The 19288-nt window shown below is 63.3% G+C and carries 13 protein-coding genes and 1 pseudogene; 7 read left to right on the forward strand and 7 right to left on the reverse strand.

Features of this window, described 5'->3' with window-relative positions:
- Positions 1–193: 193 nt before the first annotated feature.
- Entirely contained in the window at positions 194–1156 is a 963-nt protein-coding gene (locus tag N2604_RS23605) for a phosphotransferase family protein (protein WP_260370584.1), read from the forward strand.
- A 90-nt stretch (positions 1157–1246) separates the two neighbouring features.
- Here the strand turns inward: N2604_RS23605 and gyrA are convergent, their stop codons facing one another.
- Both gyrA and N2604_RS23615 read right to left on the reverse strand, forming a co-directional pair.
- Positions 1247–3979 carry a DNA gyrase subunit A gene (gyrA, locus tag N2604_RS23610; protein ID WP_260370585.1) on the reverse strand — a complete coding sequence of 911 codons (2733 nt, stop codon included), beginning with the start codon at positions 3977–3979 and terminating at the stop codon, positions 1247–1249.
- A gap of 360 nt (positions 3980–4339) precedes the next feature.
- On the reverse strand, positions 4340–4828 hold the full coding sequence (locus tag N2604_RS23615; RefSeq protein ID WP_260370586.1) for a single-stranded DNA-binding protein: 489 nt from the start codon (positions 4826–4828) through the stop codon (positions 4340–4342).
- Between the two features lie 437 nt (positions 4829–5265).
- On the opposite strand from N2604_RS23615, the gene N2604_RS23620 reads away from it, so the two are divergent.
- The 5 genes and pseudogenes from N2604_RS23620 (at position 5266) to N2604_RS23640 (ending at position 11525) form a co-directional block, all read left to right on the forward strand.
- The gene (locus N2604_RS23620) at positions 5266–6063 is read left to right on the forward strand and encodes an outer membrane protein (RefSeq protein WP_260370587.1); all 798 of its coding nucleotides are present in this window, start codon (positions 5266–5268) and stop codon (positions 6061–6063) included.
- A gap of 236 nt (positions 6064–6299) precedes the next feature.
- Positions 6300–6986, forward strand: a complete 687-nt coding sequence (locus tag N2604_RS23625; RefSeq protein ID WP_260370588.1) for an outer membrane protein — start codon at positions 6300–6302, stop codon at positions 6984–6986.
- 277 nt (positions 6987–7263) lie between these two features.
- Positions 7264–10245, forward strand: a complete 2982-nt coding sequence (uvrA, locus tag N2604_RS23630; RefSeq protein ID WP_260370589.1) for an excinuclease ABC subunit UvrA — start codon at positions 7264–7266, stop codon at positions 10243–10245.
- Positions 10246–10294: 49 nt separating this feature from the next.
- A pseudogene (locus N2604_RS23635) lies at positions 10295–10872 on the forward strand (DinB family protein).
- 20 nt (positions 10873–10892) lie between these two features.
- A complete protein-coding gene (locus N2604_RS23640) occupies positions 10893–11525 on the forward strand; it encodes an HAD family hydrolase (protein WP_409241745.1) in 633 nt (210 codons plus the stop codon).
- Between the two features lie 71 nt (positions 11526–11596).
- Here the strand turns inward: N2604_RS23640 and N2604_RS23645 are convergent, their stop codons facing one another.
- The 4 genes from N2604_RS23645 to N2604_RS23660 all read right to left on the reverse strand — a co-directional run bounded on the left by N2604_RS23645 (position 11597) and on the right by N2604_RS23660 (position 15960).
- On the reverse strand, positions 11597–12550 hold the full coding sequence (locus N2604_RS23645; RefSeq protein ID WP_260370591.1) for a cytochrome D1 domain-containing protein: 954 nt from the start codon (positions 12548–12550) through the stop codon (positions 11597–11599).
- A gap of 2 nt (positions 12551–12552) precedes the next feature.
- On the reverse strand, positions 12553–13116 hold the full coding sequence (locus N2604_RS23650) for an SRPBCC family protein (protein ID WP_260370592.1): 564 nt from the start codon (positions 13114–13116) through the stop codon (positions 12553–12555).
- A gap of 662 nt (positions 13117–13778) precedes the next feature.
- Complete coding sequence (locus N2604_RS23655) at positions 13779–14741, reverse strand: IS110 family transposase (RefSeq protein WP_260369938.1); 963 nt, start codon at positions 14739–14741, stop codon at positions 13779–13781.
- 466 nt (positions 14742–15207) lie between these two features.
- A complete protein-coding gene (locus N2604_RS23660) occupies positions 15208–15960 on the reverse strand; it encodes an AAA family ATPase (protein WP_260370593.1) in 753 nt (250 codons plus the stop codon).
- Positions 15961–16341: 381 nt separating this feature from the next.
- Between N2604_RS23660 and N2604_RS23665 the strand changes: the two genes are divergently transcribed.
- A complete protein-coding gene (locus N2604_RS23665; RefSeq protein ID WP_260370594.1) occupies positions 16342–18405 on the forward strand; it encodes a DUF1217 domain-containing protein in 2064 nt (687 codons plus the stop codon).
- Between the two features lie 13 nt (positions 18406–18418).
- Here N2604_RS23665 and N2604_RS23670 read toward each other — a convergent pair whose 3' ends face one another.
- Positions 18419–19279: a DNA-binding protein gene (locus tag N2604_RS23670; protein ID WP_260370595.1), complete on the reverse strand. Its 861-nt coding sequence runs from the start codon at positions 19277–19279 to the stop codon at positions 18419–18421.
- Positions 19280–19288: the final 9 nt, after the last annotated feature.

Consider the following 19288-nt stretch of genomic DNA (forward strand, 5'->3'; position numbering starts at 1 on the left):
GACTGCGTGCTGTTCGCGCCCCTCGGAATGGCCCGCCGGGCGCGATCTCGTTGAGGCGCACTGTCCGATCGGCTGCCGCTTGTCATGACCATGGGCGCCCTTGGGGTGGTCTAAGACGATATCGGCACCAGTCCCTCTAGGCCAAGGAAGCCGCCATAGTGCAGCAGGCAGGCTGCATGAGGCGGGTGCGAAAATGTCTAACGATCCACCTCTGCAGCTGAAGCCTCGGCTGGCAATCTCGGTCGATCAGGTGCAGTCGATCATCCGTCGGGTCTCTCCGCAAGCCTCGGTACTGGACGTCGCCGAACTGCATGGCGGGGAGATCGGGACCGTCCTGGAGATCGTGTTGGCGGATTCGCCAGCCTGTATCCTCAAGGCCTACCCTGCATCGCTGCAGTGGAAGATGGCAAAAGAGGTCTACGTTCTGGAGCTTCTCCGTGACGTTGATGTAGCCGTTCCGAAAATACTGTTTGCCGACGACACGCGAAGAGCGATCGACCTCAACTACGTCCTGATGACCAAGCTCGACGGCACGATGCTCGGCCGGCGCGAAGCCGATCTATCGGACGCCGGGTTGTTCGCAATCTACGCCGAGATGGGTGCGGCGCTTCGCAGGATCAATGAAGTTACCCTCGACAGCTTTGGCTATATCGGTCCTAACGGGGTCTGGACGGCGCATCCGAGCAATCGGGCCTACATGTCCGCGCAGTTTGACAAGAAACTGACGGAGTTTTGCACGCGAGGCGGTGATCGCGCACTTGCCGGGCGGCTCCGGGACAGCGTTATGGCGCGCCAGCATCTGTTGGACGCGGCAGTTATCCCTCGCCTGTGCCATTACGATTTCCACGCCGGGAACATCCTGGTGACGTCGCACGGCGATCCGCACCTGTCGGGCATTGTCGATTTCGAGAACGCGACGTCCGGCGATCCGCTGATGGATATCGCGAAGGCGCTGTACTACTTCACGCCGAAGGATGCGCCCAAGCGAGAAGGACTGCTCGCGGGCTATGGCAAGATCGGGCGTCCCGACTGGCAGGAGACGCTTCGTCTCTACCGCATGTATTGCACGCTGGAGCTATGGTGCTGGATGGCACAGATCGGCAAGCACGAGGCGCTTGCCGGCCTCACGAGAGAGCTTGCGAACGCTAATTCGTAGCCCGGATGGAGCGAAGCGCAATCCGGGATTCTCTCGACACCTGAGAGTCACGGATTTCGCTTCGCTCCATCCGGGCTACGGGACTACCCGTTACTCCCCGTTCGCTCCGTTCCCGTTCTCGGCCTCTTCCGTGATGTGCTCGACGGACACCACGTGCTCGTCCTCGGCGGTGTCGAACACGATCACGCCTTGCGTCGAGCGGCCGGCGATGCGGATGCCTTCGACCGGGCAGCGGATCAGCTGGCCCTTGTCGGTAACCAGCATGATTTGATCCGCCTCCTCCACCGGGAACGAGGCGACGAGATTGCCGTTGCGGTTGTTGACGCTCATGGCGACGATGCCTTTGCCGCCGCGGCCGGTGGTGCGGTACTCGTAGGACGAGGTGCGCTTGCCGTAGCCGTTGACGGAGACGGTCAGCACGACCTGCTCCTGCGCCGACATCTCGACATAGCGCTCCTGCGGGAGCTGGAAGCTGCCCGAGGTCTCCTCGGCCTCGGCATCGGCCGGAGCCTCTTCCGCGGCGGCTTCACCCGCCACCGCGCGCCGCATCTTCAAATAGGCCGAGCGCTCGTCCGAGGTGGTGTCGACGTGGCGCAGGATCGCCAGCGAAATCACCTTGTCGCCTTCGCCGAGCGCGATGCCGCGCACGCCCATCGAGGTGCGCCCGGTGAACACGCGCACGTCGGTGACGGGGAAGCGGATGCACTGGCCGCCGGCCGCGGTCAGCAGCACGTCGTCGCGCTCGGTGCAGATCTGCACGTCGACGATCGCCTCGTTGTCGTCGAGCTTCATCGCGATGATGCCGGAGCGGCGGACATCGACGAAGTCGGACAGCTTGTTGCGCCGGACGTTGCCGCCCGTCGTTGCGAACATCACATCGAGCTGGCCCCAGGTCGATTCATCCTCCGGCAGCGGCATGATGGTGGTGATGCGCTCGCCCTGCTCCAGCGGCAGGATGTTGATCATGGCCTTGCCGCGCGCGTTCGGCGCGGCCATCGGCAGCCGCCAGACCTTTTCCTTGTAGACCTGGCCGCGCGAGGAGAAGAACAGCACCGGCGTATGGGTCGAGGCGACAAAGAGCCGGCTGACGAAATCCTCGTCGCGGGTCTGCATGCCGGAGCGGCCCTTGCCGCCGCGGCGCTGGGCGCGATAGGCCGACAGCGGCACCCGCTTGACGTAGCCGGCATGCGAGACCGTGACGACCATGTCCTCGCGCTGGATCAGGTCCTCGTCCTCGACCTCGCCCTCCTGCTCCATGATCATGGTGCGGCGCGGCGTGGCGAACTCGGCCTTCACCTCGGCGAGCTCGGTCTTGATGATGTCGAGGATGCGGGCACGCGAGTGCAGGATCTCGAGATACTCGCCGATCTCGCCGGCGAGCTTTGCGAGTTCGTCGCCGATCTCGTCGCGACCGAGCGCCGTGAGCCGCGCGAGGCGCAGCTCCAGGATGGCCTTCGCCTGATCCAGTGACAGGCGGATGGTACCGTCGGCGTTGAGCCGATGGCGCGGATCGTCGATCAGCGTGATGATGTCCTCGACGTCACGCGCGGGCCAGTCCCGCGTCATCAGGGTCTCGCGCGCCACAGCCGGCGTTGGCGAGTGCCGAATCACCTTGATGATCTCGTCGATATTGGCGACGGCGATGGCAAGGCCGACCTGCTCATGCGCGCGCTCGCGAGCCTTGCGCAGCTTGTACTTGGTCCGGCGGGTGACGACCTGCTCGCGGAAGCCGACGAAGATCGTCAGCATGTCCTTCAGGTTCATCGTCTGCGGACGACCGCTATCGAGCGCGACGGCGTTGACGCCGAACGAGGTCTGCAGCGGCGTGAACTTGTAGAGCTGGTTCAGCACCACATCGGGAACCGCATCGCGCTTGAGCTCGATCACGACCCGGTAGCCGTCGCGGTCGGACTCGTCGCGCAGATCGGAGATGCCCTCGATCTTCTTCTCCTTGTACAGCTCGGCGATTCGCTCGACCATCGTCGCCTTGTTCACCTGATACGGCAGCTCGGTGATGACGATCGCCTCGCGCTCCTTCCGGATCGTTTCGAAGGTGACCTTGCCGCGCATCACGATCGAGCCGCGGCCGAGATGGTAGGCACTGCGGATGCCTTGCCGTCCGAGGATGATCCCCCCGGTCGGGAAATCCGGGCCCGGAATGATGGCATTGAGCTCGTCGATAGTCAGCGAGGGATTGTCGACCAGTGCCAGGCAAGCGTCGATGACCTCACCCAGATTGTGCGGCGGGATGTTGGTGGCCATGCCAACCGCGATGCCGCCGGCCCCGTTAACCAGCAGGTTCGGGAACCGGGCCGGCAGAACCACCGGCTCCTTGGTGGAACCGTCGTAGTTGTCCTGAAAATCGACCGTCTCGTTATCGATATCGTCAAGAAGCTTCAGCGCGATCTTAGTCAGACGCGACTCGGTATAGCGCATCGCCGCGGGCGGATCGCCGTCAACGGAGCCGAAATTGCCCTGGCCATCCACCAGCAGCTCACGCATCGAGAAGGGCTGCGCCATGCGCACCAGCGCATCATAGATCGCCTGGTCGCCGTGCGGATGGTATTGGCCCATGACGTCGCCGACGATACCGGCCGACTTCTTGTGCTTCTTGTCGGGCGTGTAGCCTTCCTCGTTCATCGAGAACAGGATGCGGCGGTGCACTGGCTTCAACCCGTCGCGCGCATCAGGCAGCGCACGCGATACGATCACGCTCATGGCGTAATCGAGATAGGACTTCTTCATCTCCTCGTAGATCGAAACGGGGCGAATGTCCGAGGGTTGCGCCGGCTGGTCGCCGGGCTTGTTGTCGTCGTCAGCCAAGGGGGAATCCGGTCAGGTTTTGTCTGGGAATCATATAGCGCATCCGGGGTCGGATAACCACCCTGGCAGCCGCTTCCGAAAGCGCTTTTTCCGCTTATTTTTCCAATAACTTACGGCTCCCGGAGCTACATCCTGGACGACCCCGGAATCGGCCCTCCAAGACCACCGCAACGCCGGCCTGAACATGCCGCAAGTGGGTCCGGTCAGTCCGCTTTGCGCGGCTCGACACGGACCTTACCCCCAACATGAAAACGGGCCCGGAAAATCCGAGCCCGCCCAGCCAATTAGTAAAGTTTGCTGACCCGATGTGGGAAGCGCGACCGACGTCGCCGCCGCACCGCCGTCGAGCAGTCCGCCCGCTCAGAACGGGATATCGTCGTCCATGTCGTTGTTGCGGCCACCGCCGGCGGCCACGGGACGGCGCGGCGCGCTGCTGACGGGTCCGGAGGAGCCGAAATCGCCACCCGGCTCGTCGCCGAAGCTGCCGCCTCCGCCGCCGCGGCCGTCCAACATCGTCAGCGTCGAGTTGAAGCCCTGCAGCACGACCTCGGTCGAGTACTTCTCGACGCCGCTCTGGTCGGTCCATTTGCGGGTCTGCAGCGCGCCCTCGACGTAAACCTTCGCGCCCTTCTTCAAATACTGTTCGGCGACCTTGCAGAGTCCTTCATTGAAGATCACGACGCGATGCCACTCGGTCTTTTCCTTGCGCTCGCCGGTGTTCTTGTCGCGCCAGGTCTCCGAGGTGGCGATGCTCAAATTCGCGATCGGCCGCCCGTCCTGGGTGCGGCGGATTTCAGGATCCTTGCCGAGATTTCCCACCAGAATGACCTTGTTGACGCTTCCCGCCATCGCCGCTCTCCACTCCGAATGCCACTGATTTCAAATGGGCGAAACCCGCTGCCCGCGTTCCTCTGCGCCCGCTGAGGCGACCCTATACGCTTGCGGGCACCGGTCAGCCCGCCACCCCCAGGGTTATCCCCATTATATAGCATCCCCCTGCGCTTTGTTCCAGATTTGTTCCTCTTGGCGCTGACGGAACATTTTGGCCGGCTGCTGAAACAAAGAGCGGCGCTTGGATGGAACTTTTTGGGTTCCCGTGAACGAAGAAAAGTCCTTAACATTCATTAAGTTGTTCCATTTCACTTGGATGGTGAGTGTTGCATCCCGGAGACGGACTTTGCCCTGTTCTTAGGCTAGCTTCGCCTTGGAATTGATTCATATGGGCGTCGCGCCTGATCAGCCGCTTCGGGGAGTTTCAAGAAGCGGACGAAACTGGGGAGACTGTAATGAATAAGATTCTGTTTGGTGCAATCGGTGCAATGGCGCTGGGGCTGTCGGCTCCGGCAAGTGCGGCGGATCTTGCTGCGCGTCCCTACACAAAGGCTCCGGCCCCTGTCGCTACCATTTACGACTGGAGCGGCTTCTACATCGGTATCAACGGCGGCGGCGGCTCAAGCCGCAAGTGCTGGGATTTCGTCGACACCACGGGCGTCGTCACCGGCGTCGCCGGCACCGTCGTCGGTGAAGGATGCCACAACGCGACCGGCGGCACGGTCGGTGGCCAGGTCGGCTACCGCTGGCAGTCTGCCAATTGGGTGTTCGGCGTCGAAGGCCAGGGCAACTGGGCCGACTTCTCCGACGACAATATCAGCCTCGTCTTCCCGGGCTCCGCGCTCGTCACCGGCGACCGCAACCGGTCTCGGATCGATGCCTTCGGCCTGATCACCGGTCAGGTCGGCTATGCGTGGAACAACGTCCTGGTCTACGTCAAGGGCGGCGCCGCCGTCGTCAGCGACAAGTTCGACATCTACGCGGCGCCAGGCACGCCCGGTGCGGGCACCCTGCTCGCCTCGGCCGATCACACCCGCTGGGGCGGCACCGTCGGCGCGGGCGTCGAGTACGGATTCGCACCGAACTGGACGGTTGGATTCGAGTACAACCACCTCTTCCTGGGCCACCAGACCCGAGACTTCACCACGCCCGGCGGTGCCTTCTTCGGATCCGATCGCATATATCAGGACGTCGACATCGGTCTGGTCCGGCTGAATTATCGTTTCGGAGGCCCGCTGGTCGCGAGGTACTGATATCCCGCTGATTTCGTGAGCGAATGGAAGGGCCGGCCTCGTGCTGGCCCTTTCTTGTTTCGGCACAACCCGAACGTAAATCAGTCAGCAACCATCACCTTTTCGACTGTTGTGGCTTTTCGGAGACACAACTTGCGGCTTTGGTGGTGTAGAGATGACGTTAGTTGGGCCGTTGAGTCCGCTGCCCTTCCGCGAGGAAGGCAACAACAGAAACTGGGACTGGGATTAAGTTGAAAATGAAAAAGCTTTTGTTGGCTTCGGCCTGTGTGTTCGCTCTTGCGGCCCCCGCTTCGGCTGCTGATCTGGCAGCCCGCCCCTACACCAAGGCTCCGGTCGCTGTGGCCTCGGTCTACAACTGGACCGGCTTTTATCTCGGTATCGTCGGCGGCGGCGCTTGGCAGGACGCCTCCGACATCAAGATGAAGGGTGGCTTTGTCGGCGGCACGGCCGGCTATAACTGGCAAACCGGCAACGTCGTGTTCGGCATCGAGGCTGATGGCGCTTGGGCTGACGTCAGCGACACCATTACCGGCGCGACCACTGTCCCGGGCTTCGGGGTTGTAACCGCCTCGCTGAAGTCGAAGACCGAGGCGATGGGCACCGTGCGCGGCCGTATCGGCTATGCCGTCAACCAGGTCCTGTTCTACGGCACCGGCGGCTACGCCTGGGTCGACAACAAGATCACCGTTTCTGCACTCGGCCTGTCCGCGTCGGACAGCAAGTGGCACTCCGGATGGACCGTTGGTGCGGGCGTCGAAGCGTTCTTCGCTCCGCAGTGGTCGGTCAAGGGCGAATATCTCTATCGCAATCTTGACGGCGAGACCTACTTCTCGGGCGCCCTTGCGACCAACAAGCTTGAGTACCACACCGTGCAGGTCGGCGTGAACTATCACTTCGGTGGCCCGGTCGTCGCGAAGTACTGAGCTTCGTCTCCGACGCACCCGCGTTACGAAAGGCCGGCCTCGCGCCGGCCTTTTTGTTTTGGGCCTGTCTGTTCCGAGCGGTTCCGCGCGCTCCTGCTGCCAGATGCCGCCAGTGCGCCAACAATCCGTTGACGATTCGCAACTCCCACTGGAAATCCGTCGCCGTTCTTCCTACGTTCGCTGCCATACCCATCGGCGCCGATCCCGGTTCCGGGCGCAGCGCGCCTTTTTTGTTGGCGCGATCGCGCACCTTTGGGCTCCCTTGAGGGCAACTCGGATGGATGAAGTGATCAAGGCGAAGCGCCAACAACAGAACGCGGGCTCGAGCCTGCGCGCAATTACGATCCGCGGCGCGCGCGAGCACAACCTCAAGAACATCGACGTCGAAATTCCCCGCGACAAGCTGGTGGTGTTCACCGGCCTCTCTGGCTCCGGCAAGTCCTCGCTCGCCTTCGACACCATCTACGCCGAGGGCCAGCGCCGCTACGTCGAATCGCTGTCGGCCTATGCCCGCCAGTTCCTGGAGATGATGCAGAAGCCTGACGTCGACCAGATCGACGGCCTCTCGCCGGCGATCTCGATCGAACAGAAGACGACGTCGAAGAACCCGCGCTCCACCGTCGGCACCGTCACCGAGATCTACGACTACATGCGCCTGCTCTGGGCCCGCGTCGGCGTGCCCTATTCGCCGGCCACGGGCCTGCCGATCGAGAGCCAGACCGTCTCGCAGATGGTCGACCGCGTGCTGGCGCTGCCGGAAGGCACCCGGCTCTATCTGCTCGCCCCAGTCGTGCGCGGCCGCAAGGGCGAGTACAAGAAGGAGCTCGCCGAATGGCTCAAGAAGGGCTTTCAGCGCGTCAAGATCGACGGCACCTTCTATGAGCTGGCGGAAGCCCCGAGCCTCGACAAGAAATTCCCGCACGACATCGACGTCGTGGTCGACCGCATCGTGGTCCGCGCCGATATCGGCCAGCGCCTCGCCGAGAGCTTCGAGACCGCGCTGAAGCTCGCCGAAGGCCTTGCCGTCATCGAGTTCGCCGACGCTCCCGCGGCGGCTGCCCCTGCGGAGGAAAAAAAGAAGACCGCAAAAATCCACGACAAGAGCGGCCCCGAGCGCATCCTGTTCTCGGAAAAGTTCGCCTGCCCGGTCTCCGGCTTCACCATCCCCGAGATCGAGCCGCGCCTGTTCTCCTTCAACAATCCCTATGGCGCCTGCCCGGCCTGCGGCGGCCTCGGCGTCGAGCAGCATGTCGACGAAGACCTCGTCATCCCCGAGAAGGATCTGACGCTGCGCAAGGGCGCGATCGCGCCCTGGGCCAAATCGTCGTCGCCCTATTACGTGCAGACGCTGACCGCGCTCGGCAAGCACTACAAGTTCACGCTCGACACCAAGTGGAAGGACCTGCCGAAGAAGACGAGAGACGCGATCCTCTACGGCTCGGGCGAGGACGAGATCAAGTTCTCCTACGAGGACGGGGTGCGCTCCTACGACACCAAGAAGCCGTTCGAGGGCGTCATCACCAACATCAACCGCCGCTACCGCGAGACCGAGAGCGAGTGGGCGCGCGAGGAGCTGGCGAAGTATTTCCACGACGTGCCCTGTGAGGGTTGCAAGGGTTTTCGGCTCAAGCCCGAGGCGCTCTGCGTCAAGATCGGGGCTAAGCATATCGGCGAAATCTCGGAGCTGTCGGTCAAGAAGGCCGGCGAGTGGTTCGAGACCGTGCCCGAGGCGCTGAACAAGCAGCAGAACGAGATCGCGGGCCGCATCCTGAAGGAGATCCGCGAGCGCCTCACCTTCCTGCTCGACGTCGGCCTCAATTATCTGACGCTGTCCCGCTCCTCCGGCACGCTGTCCGGCGGCGAGAGCCAGCGCATCCGCCTCGCCTCGCAGATCGGCTCGGGGCTCACGGGCGTGCTCTACGTGCTGGACGAGCCCTCGATCGGCCTGCACCAGCGCGACAATGCCCGCCTGCTCGATACGCTGAAGCGGCTGCGCGACCTCGGCAACACCGTGGTCGTGGTCGAGCATGACGAGGACGCCATCCGGCTCGCAGACTACGTGCTCGACATCGGGCCCGGCGCCGGCATGCATGGCGGCAACATCGTCGCCGAAGGCACGCCCGCCGAGATCATGCGCAACCCGAAATCGCTGACCGGCAAGTACCTGACCGGCGAGCTCGAGGTCGAGGTGCCGGAGCGGCGTCCGCCGAACCACCGCCGAACCATCAAGGTGGTGAACGCGCGCGGCAATAACCTCAAGAACGTCACGGCGGAAATTCCGCTCGGCCTGTTCACCTGCGTCACCGGCGTCTCCGGCGGCGGCAAGTCGACGCTCCTGATCGACACGCTCTACCGCGCCATCGCCCGCAAGCTGAACAACGCCAGCGAGGGCGCCGCCCCGCACGACCGCATCGAGGGCCTCGAGCACATCGACAAGATCATCGACATCGACCAGTCGCCGATCGGCCGCACCCCGCGCTCGAACCCGGCGACCTACACCGGCGCCTTCACGCCGATCCGCGAATGGTTCGCCGGCCTGCCGGAAGCGAAAGCGCGCGGCTACGAGCCCGGCCGCTTCTCGTTCAACGTCAAGGGCGGCCGCTGCGAGGCCTGCCAGGGCGACGGCGTCATCAAGATTGAGATGCATTTCCTGCCCGACGTCTACGTCACCTGCGACGTCTGCAAGGGCAAGCGCTACAACCGCGAGACGCTGGAGGTGCTGTTCAAGGGCAAGAGCATCGCCGACGTGCTCGACATGACCGTCGAGGAAGCCGCCGAGTTCTTCAAGGCGGTGCCGCGCGTCCGCGAGACCTTCCAGACCCTGCACCGCGTCGGGCTCGATTACATTCACGTCGGCCAGCAAGCGACGACCCTCTCGGGCGGTGAAGCGCAACGCGTCAAGCTGGCCAAGGAGCTATCCAAGCGCGCCACCGGCCGCACGCTCTACATCCTGGACGAGCCCACCACCGGCCTGCACTTCCACGACGTCAAGAAGCTCCTGGAGGTGCTGCACGAGCTGGTCGCGCAAGGAAACACGGTCGTCGTCATCGAGCACAATCTCGAAGTCATCAAGACCGCCGACTGGGTCATCGACTTGGGGCCCGAAGGCGGCGACGGCGGCGGCGAGATCGTCGCCTGGGGTCCGCCGGAGGACATCGCCAAAGCGCCACGGAGCTATACGGGGAAGTTCCTGGCCCCGGTGCTGGAGAAGGCGCGGAAGCCGAAGCGGAGACGGACGGCGAGCGAGGCGGCGGAGTAGTTCAGACGGCTTAAATGCCTCGACTTGCCTGTCTGAGGGAGAATGGGCTTTGCCTGCAGGACTTGTGCAGACCTATCGCGCGTTCGCTTACAACAACGCTTGGGCGAACCATCGGCTGCTCACGGCTTGCGCTGCCTTGCCTCAAGCTGGTTTCGAAGCCGAGCGGACCGGGTTCTTCCCAAGCCTGCAGCGCACGCTCAACCACATCCATGTCATTGACCTCTTCTACGTCGATGCGCTGGAGGGCGGATGGTTGGGTCCGGCGGCCTGGAAGAACGAAGTACCATACTCTGCACTTGCCGCGCTCAAGCCTGCGCAAGCCGCGGTTGACCAGCGCTTGATCGCTGTCTGCGATGCATTGACGCCCGAGAATCTCGATAGCATCGTGCGGATCAACCGCGACAGGACCGTGCAGACCGAACGCTGCGACCGACTGCTCATGCATCTCTTCCAGCATCAGATTCACCATCGCGGGCAGGCGCATGCCATGCTGTCGGGAACGAGCGTCGCACCGCCCCAGCTTGACGAGTTCTTCGGGAGGGAGAAGCCTCGCTCCGCGCCAGCGAATTCGCCGAACTTGGTTGGACCGAAGACACCGTGTGGAATCTTAGTTCAATAACTGGATGATCGAACCGGCATCCCTTCACGTGCCCTACGCCCTCGCCATCTTCGATCTCGACGGCACGCTCGCCGACAGTTTTCCGTGGTTCCTGCGCACCATCAACGATGTCGCCGACCGTTTCGATTTTCGCCGCGTCGCGGATGAGGACATCGAGGAGCTGCGGCACGCCTCGAGCCGCGAGATCCTGTCCCGTCTCGAAGTGCCGCTGTGGAAGCTGCCGACAATCGCGCGGCATGCGCGGCGGCTCAAGGCGGAGGCAGCCTCCGAGATTCCCCTATTCGCGGGCGTCGAGACGATGCTGCGGACGCTGGCCGAGAACGGCGTGCAGCTCGCGCTGGTGACCTCCGACAGCGAGGCCAATGCGCGCGAGAAGCTTGGGCCTACGGCAGCGTTGTTCGCACATTTCGATTGCTCCGCGTCGCTGTTCGGCAAGGCCGCAAAATTCCGCCGGGTCATCCGCCGCGTGGGTGTCGGGCCTGGCAAGGTCATCTCGATCGGCGACGAGGTTCGCGACATCGAGGCGGCGCGGGCCGTCGGCATCGCCTGCGGGGCGGTGTGCTGGGGCTATGCGGCGCCGGCGGCGTTGCGGGCGCTGGGTCCGGATCATGTATTCGAGCGGATGGATGAGATTGCGTCGATGTTTTCTCCGGTGCCGTAGCCCGGATGGAGCGCCAGCGTAATCCGGGAAGGCATCCCCGCATTCCACTACGCTCCATGCGGGCTACACCCCTACTCCGTCCTGCGCAAGAACGCGCCGAACGCGCGCGGGCCGTCGCCGGTCTTGATCTCGCCGATCACCTTGAGTTCGGCCGCATCGATGATGCTGAGCGTGTTGCTCTCCCAGCAGGCGACGATGACGCGCCTGCCGTCGGCGGTCGCCGCGATGCCTTCGGGATAGTCGCCGACATCGATGCGCTTGACCGGCTTCAAGCTCGCCAGGTCGAACACGCTGACAGTGCCGCTATATTGGTCGGTAACGAAGCCGCGCCCTTGCGTCAGCGCCACCGCATAGGGGCGCATGCCGGCCGGCACGCGGCCGATCTCGCGGCCTTCCGCGATATCGATCACGGAGACGTCGTCGGAGCCGACATTGGCGGTATAGGCGCGCCTGCCTTCGGCATCGATGGTGACGCCGAACGGGCGGGTGCCGACCTTGATCACGGCCCTGCGCTGGCGCGTCGCCGTGTCCACCACCGAGACGCTGTCGTCGTCACGGTCGGCCGAGAGCAGCAGCTTGCCGTCGGGCGTCACTGCAAGACCCGACGGCGAGGCGCCGACTGCGATGCTGGCGACAACGCTGCGCGAGGTCGTGTCGATCACCCGGACCGCGGCGGCGTACCAATCGGCGACATAGACCGCCTTGCCGTCCGGCGCTATCGCAATGCCGAGCGGGCCGCCGCCGACCTCGACGCGGCCGGCGACCTGCCGCGTCGCTGCGTCGACGACCGTCACCGCCTTGGCATCCGGGCTCGTCACATAGGCAAAGCGACCGTCGGCGCTGACAGCAACGCCCGCCGGCTTGCCGCCGATCGGGATGGTCGCAACGCTGCGCGCGCCAGCGAGATCCACGACCATCAGATCGTCGCTGAGCTGGTTGGTGACGAACGCCTCGTCGGCGAGCGCGCTGCCAAGCCCGGCATGACAAAGGCTGGCGGCGAGCGCCGCCAGAACCAGCGCCCGCACGATCAGCTACCGCTCTCGATCTTCTTCTTGAGCGCTTCGAGCCCGGCCTTGTAGAGCCCGCTTACGGCCTTGATCGCGGCATCGTCGCTCAGCTCCGGCGGCGGATCGTTGTTGGGGTAGCCGCGATAGAACGCGCCGGCCCATTCCAGCTTCGCCTTGCCATCCGGCGCGGGCGACACCGTCAGCGTCGAGGAATAATTGGTCACCGGCAGCACCTTCACGTCGACCTTGGTGATCCGGTACGAATAGCTCTGCATGTCGGGCTCGTATTTGTAGAGCTCCTCCTCGACGGTGGCGCCGCCCGTCAGCGTCAGCTTGCGCGTCGCGCCGATCTCGTTGCCCTTCTCGCCTTCGGTCTTGGTGACCGGCTGAAGCCAGCTCATGTCCTGGAAATTGCCGATCACCGCCCACACCTTGGCCGGAGCCGTGTTGATCTCGATGGATTCCCGCACCTTCTGCCGCGTTGGGCCATGGGCCCAGACCGGGTCGAAAGCGGTCATCAGAGCCATCCCCGCCACCGCCAGCGCCGCCACCCCGGCGATCGCCGGTCCGCTTCTCATCCTCATGTCGTTTCCTCGTTTCGATCTGCGCGACTTGGAGCGCGCTGAGATCATGCTAGCGCATTTTTGGGCCATGGGGAGACCCGTTCGTGGCACGGCCGTGGCAAAGGCAATGCACACTATTGATTGGGTGGCCGGAGGGGCAAAACACCAGACCGGGGTCAACATGGCCAAGCCGAAATAATTCGCTTTACTCGAATTCGGCATTATCGCATGTTGCGGCCACCCCAACCCGGGCCGAGGGGCGCATCGCGATCGTCACGAACGCGGGATGGGAGGTGGTGGACGCAGGCGGCGTCGCGCGCAGGCGGTTTGCAGGGCGGGTCACTCCGTGAGCAGGCGATGCGCGCACACGACGGGCGCAGCCTGCGTACGGCAAAATCGTGTGGTCCTGGCGCCCGGGGTCTGTGCGCCAAGGCTTGCGGTGACGTTGCGGTCCGACCGGGCCCGCAGCGTCAGTCATCCGCAAGGCGACGGGGGCAATAGTGCATCGCTCCCCGGGGAGCAACTGTGCTGAAGTAGACCGCCGATCGGCCGGCCTCAAGGCTGGCGCGAAGACGCGCCCCCGCCTTCGGCGGCTGACGGCCTTGACCCCGTCCGCTCGCCGGTCTGTCGGCTTGGCATGCGCTCGGTCCGGGACCGGGCGCATGGAGGCGCGCTCGATCAGTTCACCGCAACGCGTAGCGGGCGGGATCCCATTTCTCGCCGCGTGCAATCATCGTGTTGAGAATGACGATCAGCTTGCGCATGCAGGCAATCACTGCAACCTTCTTCAGCTTTCCCTTGGCGATCAGCCGTTCATAGTAGGCCTTGAGCACCGGGTTGCTCTGGGTGGCTGCGCCGATACAGGGCATGTAGAGGGCGTTGCGGACCCAGCGCCGACCGCCCTTGATGTGGCGCTCACCACGCCGTTTGCCGCTGTCGTCGTCATAAGGAGCGGCTCCCAACAACGCGGCAGCGACCTCCTCGCGCACCGTCCCGAGCTCTGGGAGGCCCGCAAGGAGGACCGCAGAGGCCACATCGCCGAGACCCGGCACGCTCTCGATGATCTCGGCGCGTTTGGCAAATGCCGGTGTGGCCTTGATCGTGGCGGTGATGGCGTCCTCGATCTTGGCCGTCTCGATGTCGAGGCCCTTCAAGACGCGAGCGTGGGCTTTCTGAACCGCTCCCGGCACCGCATGTTCGTTCTGGCTTTGCAGGCGGGTCCTCAGATCAATCAGGGCTTTGCGCGCTTTGACCAGTGCCGCCAGCTCGTCGCGTGCGGCATCGTGGATCTGGTCCAATACTTCGTCGAACGTCTCGGCGAACCAGGCGATCATCTCCGCGTCGATCGTATCGTTCTTGGCGAGCCGTCCGGCCGATCGGGCGAAGCTGCGCACGCGCTTGGGATCGACAATCCGCACCTCGATGCCAGCCTGACGCAGCACCCTGGCCCAGTCCCGCTCATAGCCGCCGGATGCCTCCATCACCGCCTTGGCTACTTTGTGCTTGCGCAGCCAGGCCACCAGTTTGCGGTGCCCCTCTGCGGTGCTCGGGAACGTTTGCCGTTGCGACAACGGGCGGATGCATGCATCCACCTTGCCCTTGGCCACATCGATACCGACGACAATGCGATCGTTTTGTGCCATCATCCACTCCCTTCCTTGCTCGTCCGGGCTCGAAGCCCATGCAACTGTTCGGGTTGAGGAAGACACACCGGATCTGTCCCTAGCTCCCCGTCAGGCTCCCAGGCCTTTGAGCACGAACGGGCTCAGATCTAGCGACGGGCGGTTGGTGAGAACCGCCCGTTCGCACATTCTGGCAGATTTTGCGGACACAAGAGCACGACATAAGCCGTCAACCCAACTGCGCAGGGAAGGCCGGATGTTTGGCTTCACCTGTATGCCGCTGTGCAGCTTTTTCAAGCACACGCTTCGCACAGTGGACCGCGGGTGCCAGCCGGCACCCGGCCTTCCCTGCGCCCTCGGCACTTTTGGGGGCGGTGAGTGCAGCAAAACTCGGGCGGAATCTGCCGCGAGGAAGCCAAGGCGTGTCTGTGCTTCAAACGCTGTTGAAAGAGCAAGCACGCGGCAGTCCGTCGTTGCGAGCGCGTGTCGACTACTCCCCCAGCGTCGCCTCCACGAACCCGCGCGGGTCGTTGCAGAATTCGCGCATCACCCGGTAGTGATCCGTCTCCTCCACCGTCACGGGCTCGAGACCGTACTTTGTCAGCCGCAGCAGCCGCGCGTTGGGATAGGCCATCAGCATCGGCGAATGGGTCGCCATGATGACCTGGCAATTCCGGGAGGAATCCATGCGGTGCAGCAGCTTCAAGAACTCCATCTGGCGCGCCGGCGACAGCGCCGATTCCGGTTCGTCGAAGATGAAGATGCCCTGCTTCTGACATCGCTCCTGGAAGAAGCGTAGAAAGCCCTCGCCATGGGAGTAGGACAGAAAATCGGGCGGCATGTCCGACACTTCGTCGAGATATCTTGCGACGGAGAAGAACGTCTCGGCGCGGAAGAACCAGCCGTTGGTGATCTTCGGCACCCAGCCGGCGCGAAGCGCGGCCGACAGCTCGCCGCCCATGATCTCGCGCGCATTGGAGTGATCGACCGCCCGATAGCCCTTGCCGCCGCCCGCGTCGTCATAACCGGCGAGCGCTGCAATCCCCTCCAGGATGGTCGATTTGCCGGTGCCGTTCTCGCCAACGATGATGGTGATCGCGGTGTCGAAGCTCAGGTCGAACTCTTCGCGGAAGATCGGAAGACAGTACGGATAGGTTTCCCAGTCCGGCACCAGCGCGCGATCAAGCCAGACGCGCCGAAGATAGGGAGCAGGCAGTCTGATGTCGCGCTGTCGCCCTCGCATGCTCACCACTCCCTGCCCTGTCCGAGAACTCCTCGTCAAAGGAACATATCAGGAACACGCACCGTGCGAAAGTAGTTTCAGCCGCAAATGACCAGTCCAGGCTGCAACCTAGTCCAGCGCCTCCAGCACCAGCCCCAGCTCCAGCTGGAGCCCTTCGGAACATATCAGGACACAATGCTCGCGAAAGCTGCATTTGAGAAACATGCAGAAATCAATACCCGGCACGCGTTCCTCCACCCGCTTCGATATCTCAGGTCGTGGAGCGGATCGCCCCTGAGGATGCATGCCGAGACAGTCTTGCTGACATGAGGCCAGCGCCCACCTCGCGACCCCGCAATGATTGACGGACGTCCGGGACCGCCAAGCCGCGAGGAATGCGCGATGGTATCAACGTATTTCAGCTACAATTACATTTCGCGCCATCTCAAGCAGTCCCTGACGCGGGTCGAACAGCAACCCGACGTCTCGCGAGAGGCCGCCTATTACAAGGCCAACATCGGCAAGGTGAAGACCGTCGACGATCTCATGAATGATTATCGCCTGTATCACTTTGCAATGAAGGCATACGGCCTGGAAGACATGGCCTATGCCAAGGCTTTCATGAGAAAGGTCCTGGAGAGCGACCTCTCCGACGCAAAGAGCTTTGTCAACAAGCTGGTCGATAAGCGTTACCGGGAGTTTGCCGCAGCATTCTCCTTCAACGGCAGCGCAACGCCTGTTGCGCAATCGGAGGACCAGACCGACGAGATGATCGGCCTGTACACGGCGACCAAGAAGAGCCAGGTCGATGCACTTGCCGACGACACCAATTACTACAGCGCCCAAATCGGCAACATCACCAGTGCAGACCAGCTCCTGAACAACGACCGGCTTCGCAACTACGTCTATTCTGCATTCGGGATCGATCAAAGCAAGTGGCCGCGCGACACCATAAGCCAGGTCCTGCGCAGCGATCCATCCGATCCAAACAGCTACGTCAACACCACCTTCGCGTCTCAGTCGACCGGCCTGAACGCCCAGCTCGCTCAAGCCAAATCGGACGTGAGCGCCGCCAATGCAAAGATCGCCGACTACACGGCCCAACTCTCGCAACCGGGCGCTGACGTAACCCAGTTGAAGGTCCAGATCCTGGTCGAAAAATATCACCTGGAGTCATACACAAAGAGCATTTCCAGCCTCAATGACCAGATAGCCACGATTGGCGAATTCGTCGACTTGGCCGGCGCATTCGCGTTTGCGCCTGACGGCTCGCTTCCGCCAGGCGTGCCTGCGCAGACTGCTGCAAACGTCACGCTCACGAAACAGCGGTTCGACGACAGCAAGGCCGCCGTCTATTCGGCGGCAAGCCCGCTGAACGAAGCTTTCGCAATCAGGCAGTTCAGAACGGCCATCCTCACCATCGATTCGATCCAGGCGTTCGTATCGACACCGGCCGTGCATGATTTTGCACTCGGCGCCGTCGGCCTCGATCCCAAGGAAGTCTCGCATGACACTGTCAAAGCCGTCCTCGAAAGCGATCTCAGCGACCCCAAGAGCTTCGTGTATACCCTCAAGGATGATCGATACGTTCAGCTCGCGCGCGCCTTCAATTTCGATGCAAACGGCAATCTGACCACACACCTGGTGGCCCAGGACCCGAGCGAGGTCCTCCGGATTGCGAAGGACTACGTCACTGCGATGATCAAGCAGGCGAGCCCTCAGGAGCAAGCTGCGGTTCGGGCACAAGCCGCGAAAGACGCGACATCTTATCGGGAAGCAATCGCAGACATCGAGAGCGTTTCCGATTTGCTCGCGAACAGGAAGATGGTCGATTTCGTTCTCGTCGCCAAGGGTCTGCAGCCAGAGAAAGTCAGCACCGAATATCTCAAGAAGATATTCGGCTCCGATCTGAGCAATCCAAAGAGCTTCGCGAACACGGAGAGCGATCCGCGCTTTGCTGAAATCGTCGCCTCATTCAATTTCGACAATAAAGGCAACGTCGCGCGCCTGCCGATGATGGGTCCTCAGAAACGGGATCAGTTTCGGGAAACCCAGGCAAGCTATCTCCGGCATAGCCTGGAGCAGCAGCAAGGCGACATGAATCCCGGCGTGCGCCTGGCCCTCTATTTCCAGCGGAAGGCGGGGGAAATCACGTCCGCGTACGACATCCTTGCCGACAAGGCGCTTTCGGAGGTGTTCAGGACCACGTTCAACCTGCCTGACTCGATGGCTGCGATGCCGATCGATCAGCAAGCCAAGTACGTGGACCGGTTCATGAAGATCAAGGATCTCTCCGATCCCGCGAAGGTTGAAAACCTGCTGGGCCGTTTCTCCGCCATGTATGACGTCAAGAACAGCCAGAGCACCGGTCAGGCTCAATCCCCGTTGCTCGACCTCTTTCAAGGATCGAGCTCAGGGATAAGCCAATCTACTTTCCTGGCGATTGCCAAGCTGCGCGCTCACTGACCGCTCGCCGCCACTAGCCCAGCACCTCCAGCACCAGCTCCATCGTCATCAGCACGGGATTGTCGCCACGGATCAGACGGCCCTCCGCAACGCCGCCGGTGTAGTCGATCAGCGCGACATCGAGCGCAGCTTCCAGCGCGCCGGATATGCCGGGCGCGATTGTCCCTGCCGTGATCGCCAGCTCCGTCGCAAACGGTTCGGTCACGCCGCCATGGGTGAAGCGCGCACCGATGGTCGAGCCGACGCCACCATGAATCTTCGCGCGGGCGATACCGTGGGCGCGGCAGAACTCTTCGAGACAGCCGCCAAAATCCTGGTTCGGGCGCAGCCGCAGCGCGAACGCGCGGCTGGTCGTTCGCGCGCCGGTGCTCGCAGCAGCAACCGGTCCGAACAGCTTGAAATTGGTCTCCGGATCGGGCTCCGCCGTGAACATCGCGCCGTCGATGCCGAAGGCCTCGACCTCGAACGGCTCGGCGACGACGGTCTCGTCCGGGAGCATGTGGCCGCCGCTCGCCTTGCCGTCCGCCTCGGTCCAGAGGCCGTGGCAATGAAAGAACGGCCCACCGTCGCGCATGCCGAGCGTCATGCTGCCGAGCTTGGGGCGCGTCACGCCACAAGGCCGGAACGTGTCGCTGTAGAACGCCGCGTTCTCGCCGTTCTTCGACAGCGCCGGCATGACATAGGCGAACGGCCCCAGCGCGCCGCGGCGAAAGTTCAGCACGCCGCCGGCAAAGCCTTCCGCGGCAAAGCCGCGCCGCGCGGCCTCCAGCAGCGGCAGACCGGCCTCAAGCGTGAAGGAAAAGGCGCGCCCCCTCGCCTCCACCCATTGGATGCGCTCGGGAGGTGGCGGGCCCGGCTGCTTGATGCTCCGCATCTGGTGCGC

The sequence above is a fragment of the Bradyrhizobium sp. CB1015 genome (genome assembly GCF_025200925.1).
Taxonomy (GTDB): domain Bacteria; phylum Pseudomonadota; class Alphaproteobacteria; order Rhizobiales; family Xanthobacteraceae; genus Bradyrhizobium.

What these genes read in the sequence shown, in the direction of transcription:
- N2604_RS23605 (WP_260370584.1), top strand. Translation starts at nt 194, where the DNA reads ATGTCTAACGATCCACCTCTGCAGCTGAAGCCTCGGCTGGCAATCTCG.
- N2604_RS23615 (WP_260370586.1), bottom strand. Translation starts at nt 4,828, where the DNA reads ATGGCGGGAAGCGTCAACAAGGTCATTCTGGTGGGAAATCTCGGCAAG.
- N2604_RS23620 (WP_260370587.1), top strand. Translation starts at nt 5,266, where the DNA reads ATGAATAAGATTCTGTTTGGTGCAATCGGTGCAATGGCGCTGGGGCTG.
- N2604_RS23625 (WP_260370588.1), top strand. Translation starts at nt 6,300, where the DNA reads ATGAAAAAGCTTTTGTTGGCTTCGGCCTGTGTGTTCGCTCTTGCGGCC.
- uvrA (WP_260370589.1), top strand. Translation starts at nt 7,264, where the DNA reads ATGGATGAAGTGATCAAGGCGAAGCGCCAACAACAGAACGCGGGCTCG.
- N2604_RS23650 (WP_260370592.1), bottom strand. Translation starts at nt 13,116, where the DNA reads ATGAGGATGAGAAGCGGACCGGCGATCGCCGGGGTGGCGGCGCTGGCG.
- N2604_RS23655 (WP_260369938.1), bottom strand. Translation starts at nt 14,741, where the DNA reads ATGATGGCACAAAACGATCGCATTGTCGTCGGTATCGATGTGGCCAAG.
- N2604_RS23660 (WP_260370593.1), bottom strand. Translation starts at nt 15,960, where the DNA reads ATGCGAGGGCGACAGCGCGACATCAGACTGCCTGCTCCCTATCTTCGG.
- N2604_RS23665 (WP_260370594.1), top strand. Translation starts at nt 16,342, where the DNA reads ATGGTATCAACGTATTTCAGCTACAATTACATTTCGCGCCATCTCAAG.
- N2604_RS23670 (WP_260370595.1), bottom strand. Translation starts at nt 19,279, where the DNA reads ATGCGGAGCATCAAGCAGCCGGGCCCGCCACCTCCCGAGCGCATCCAA.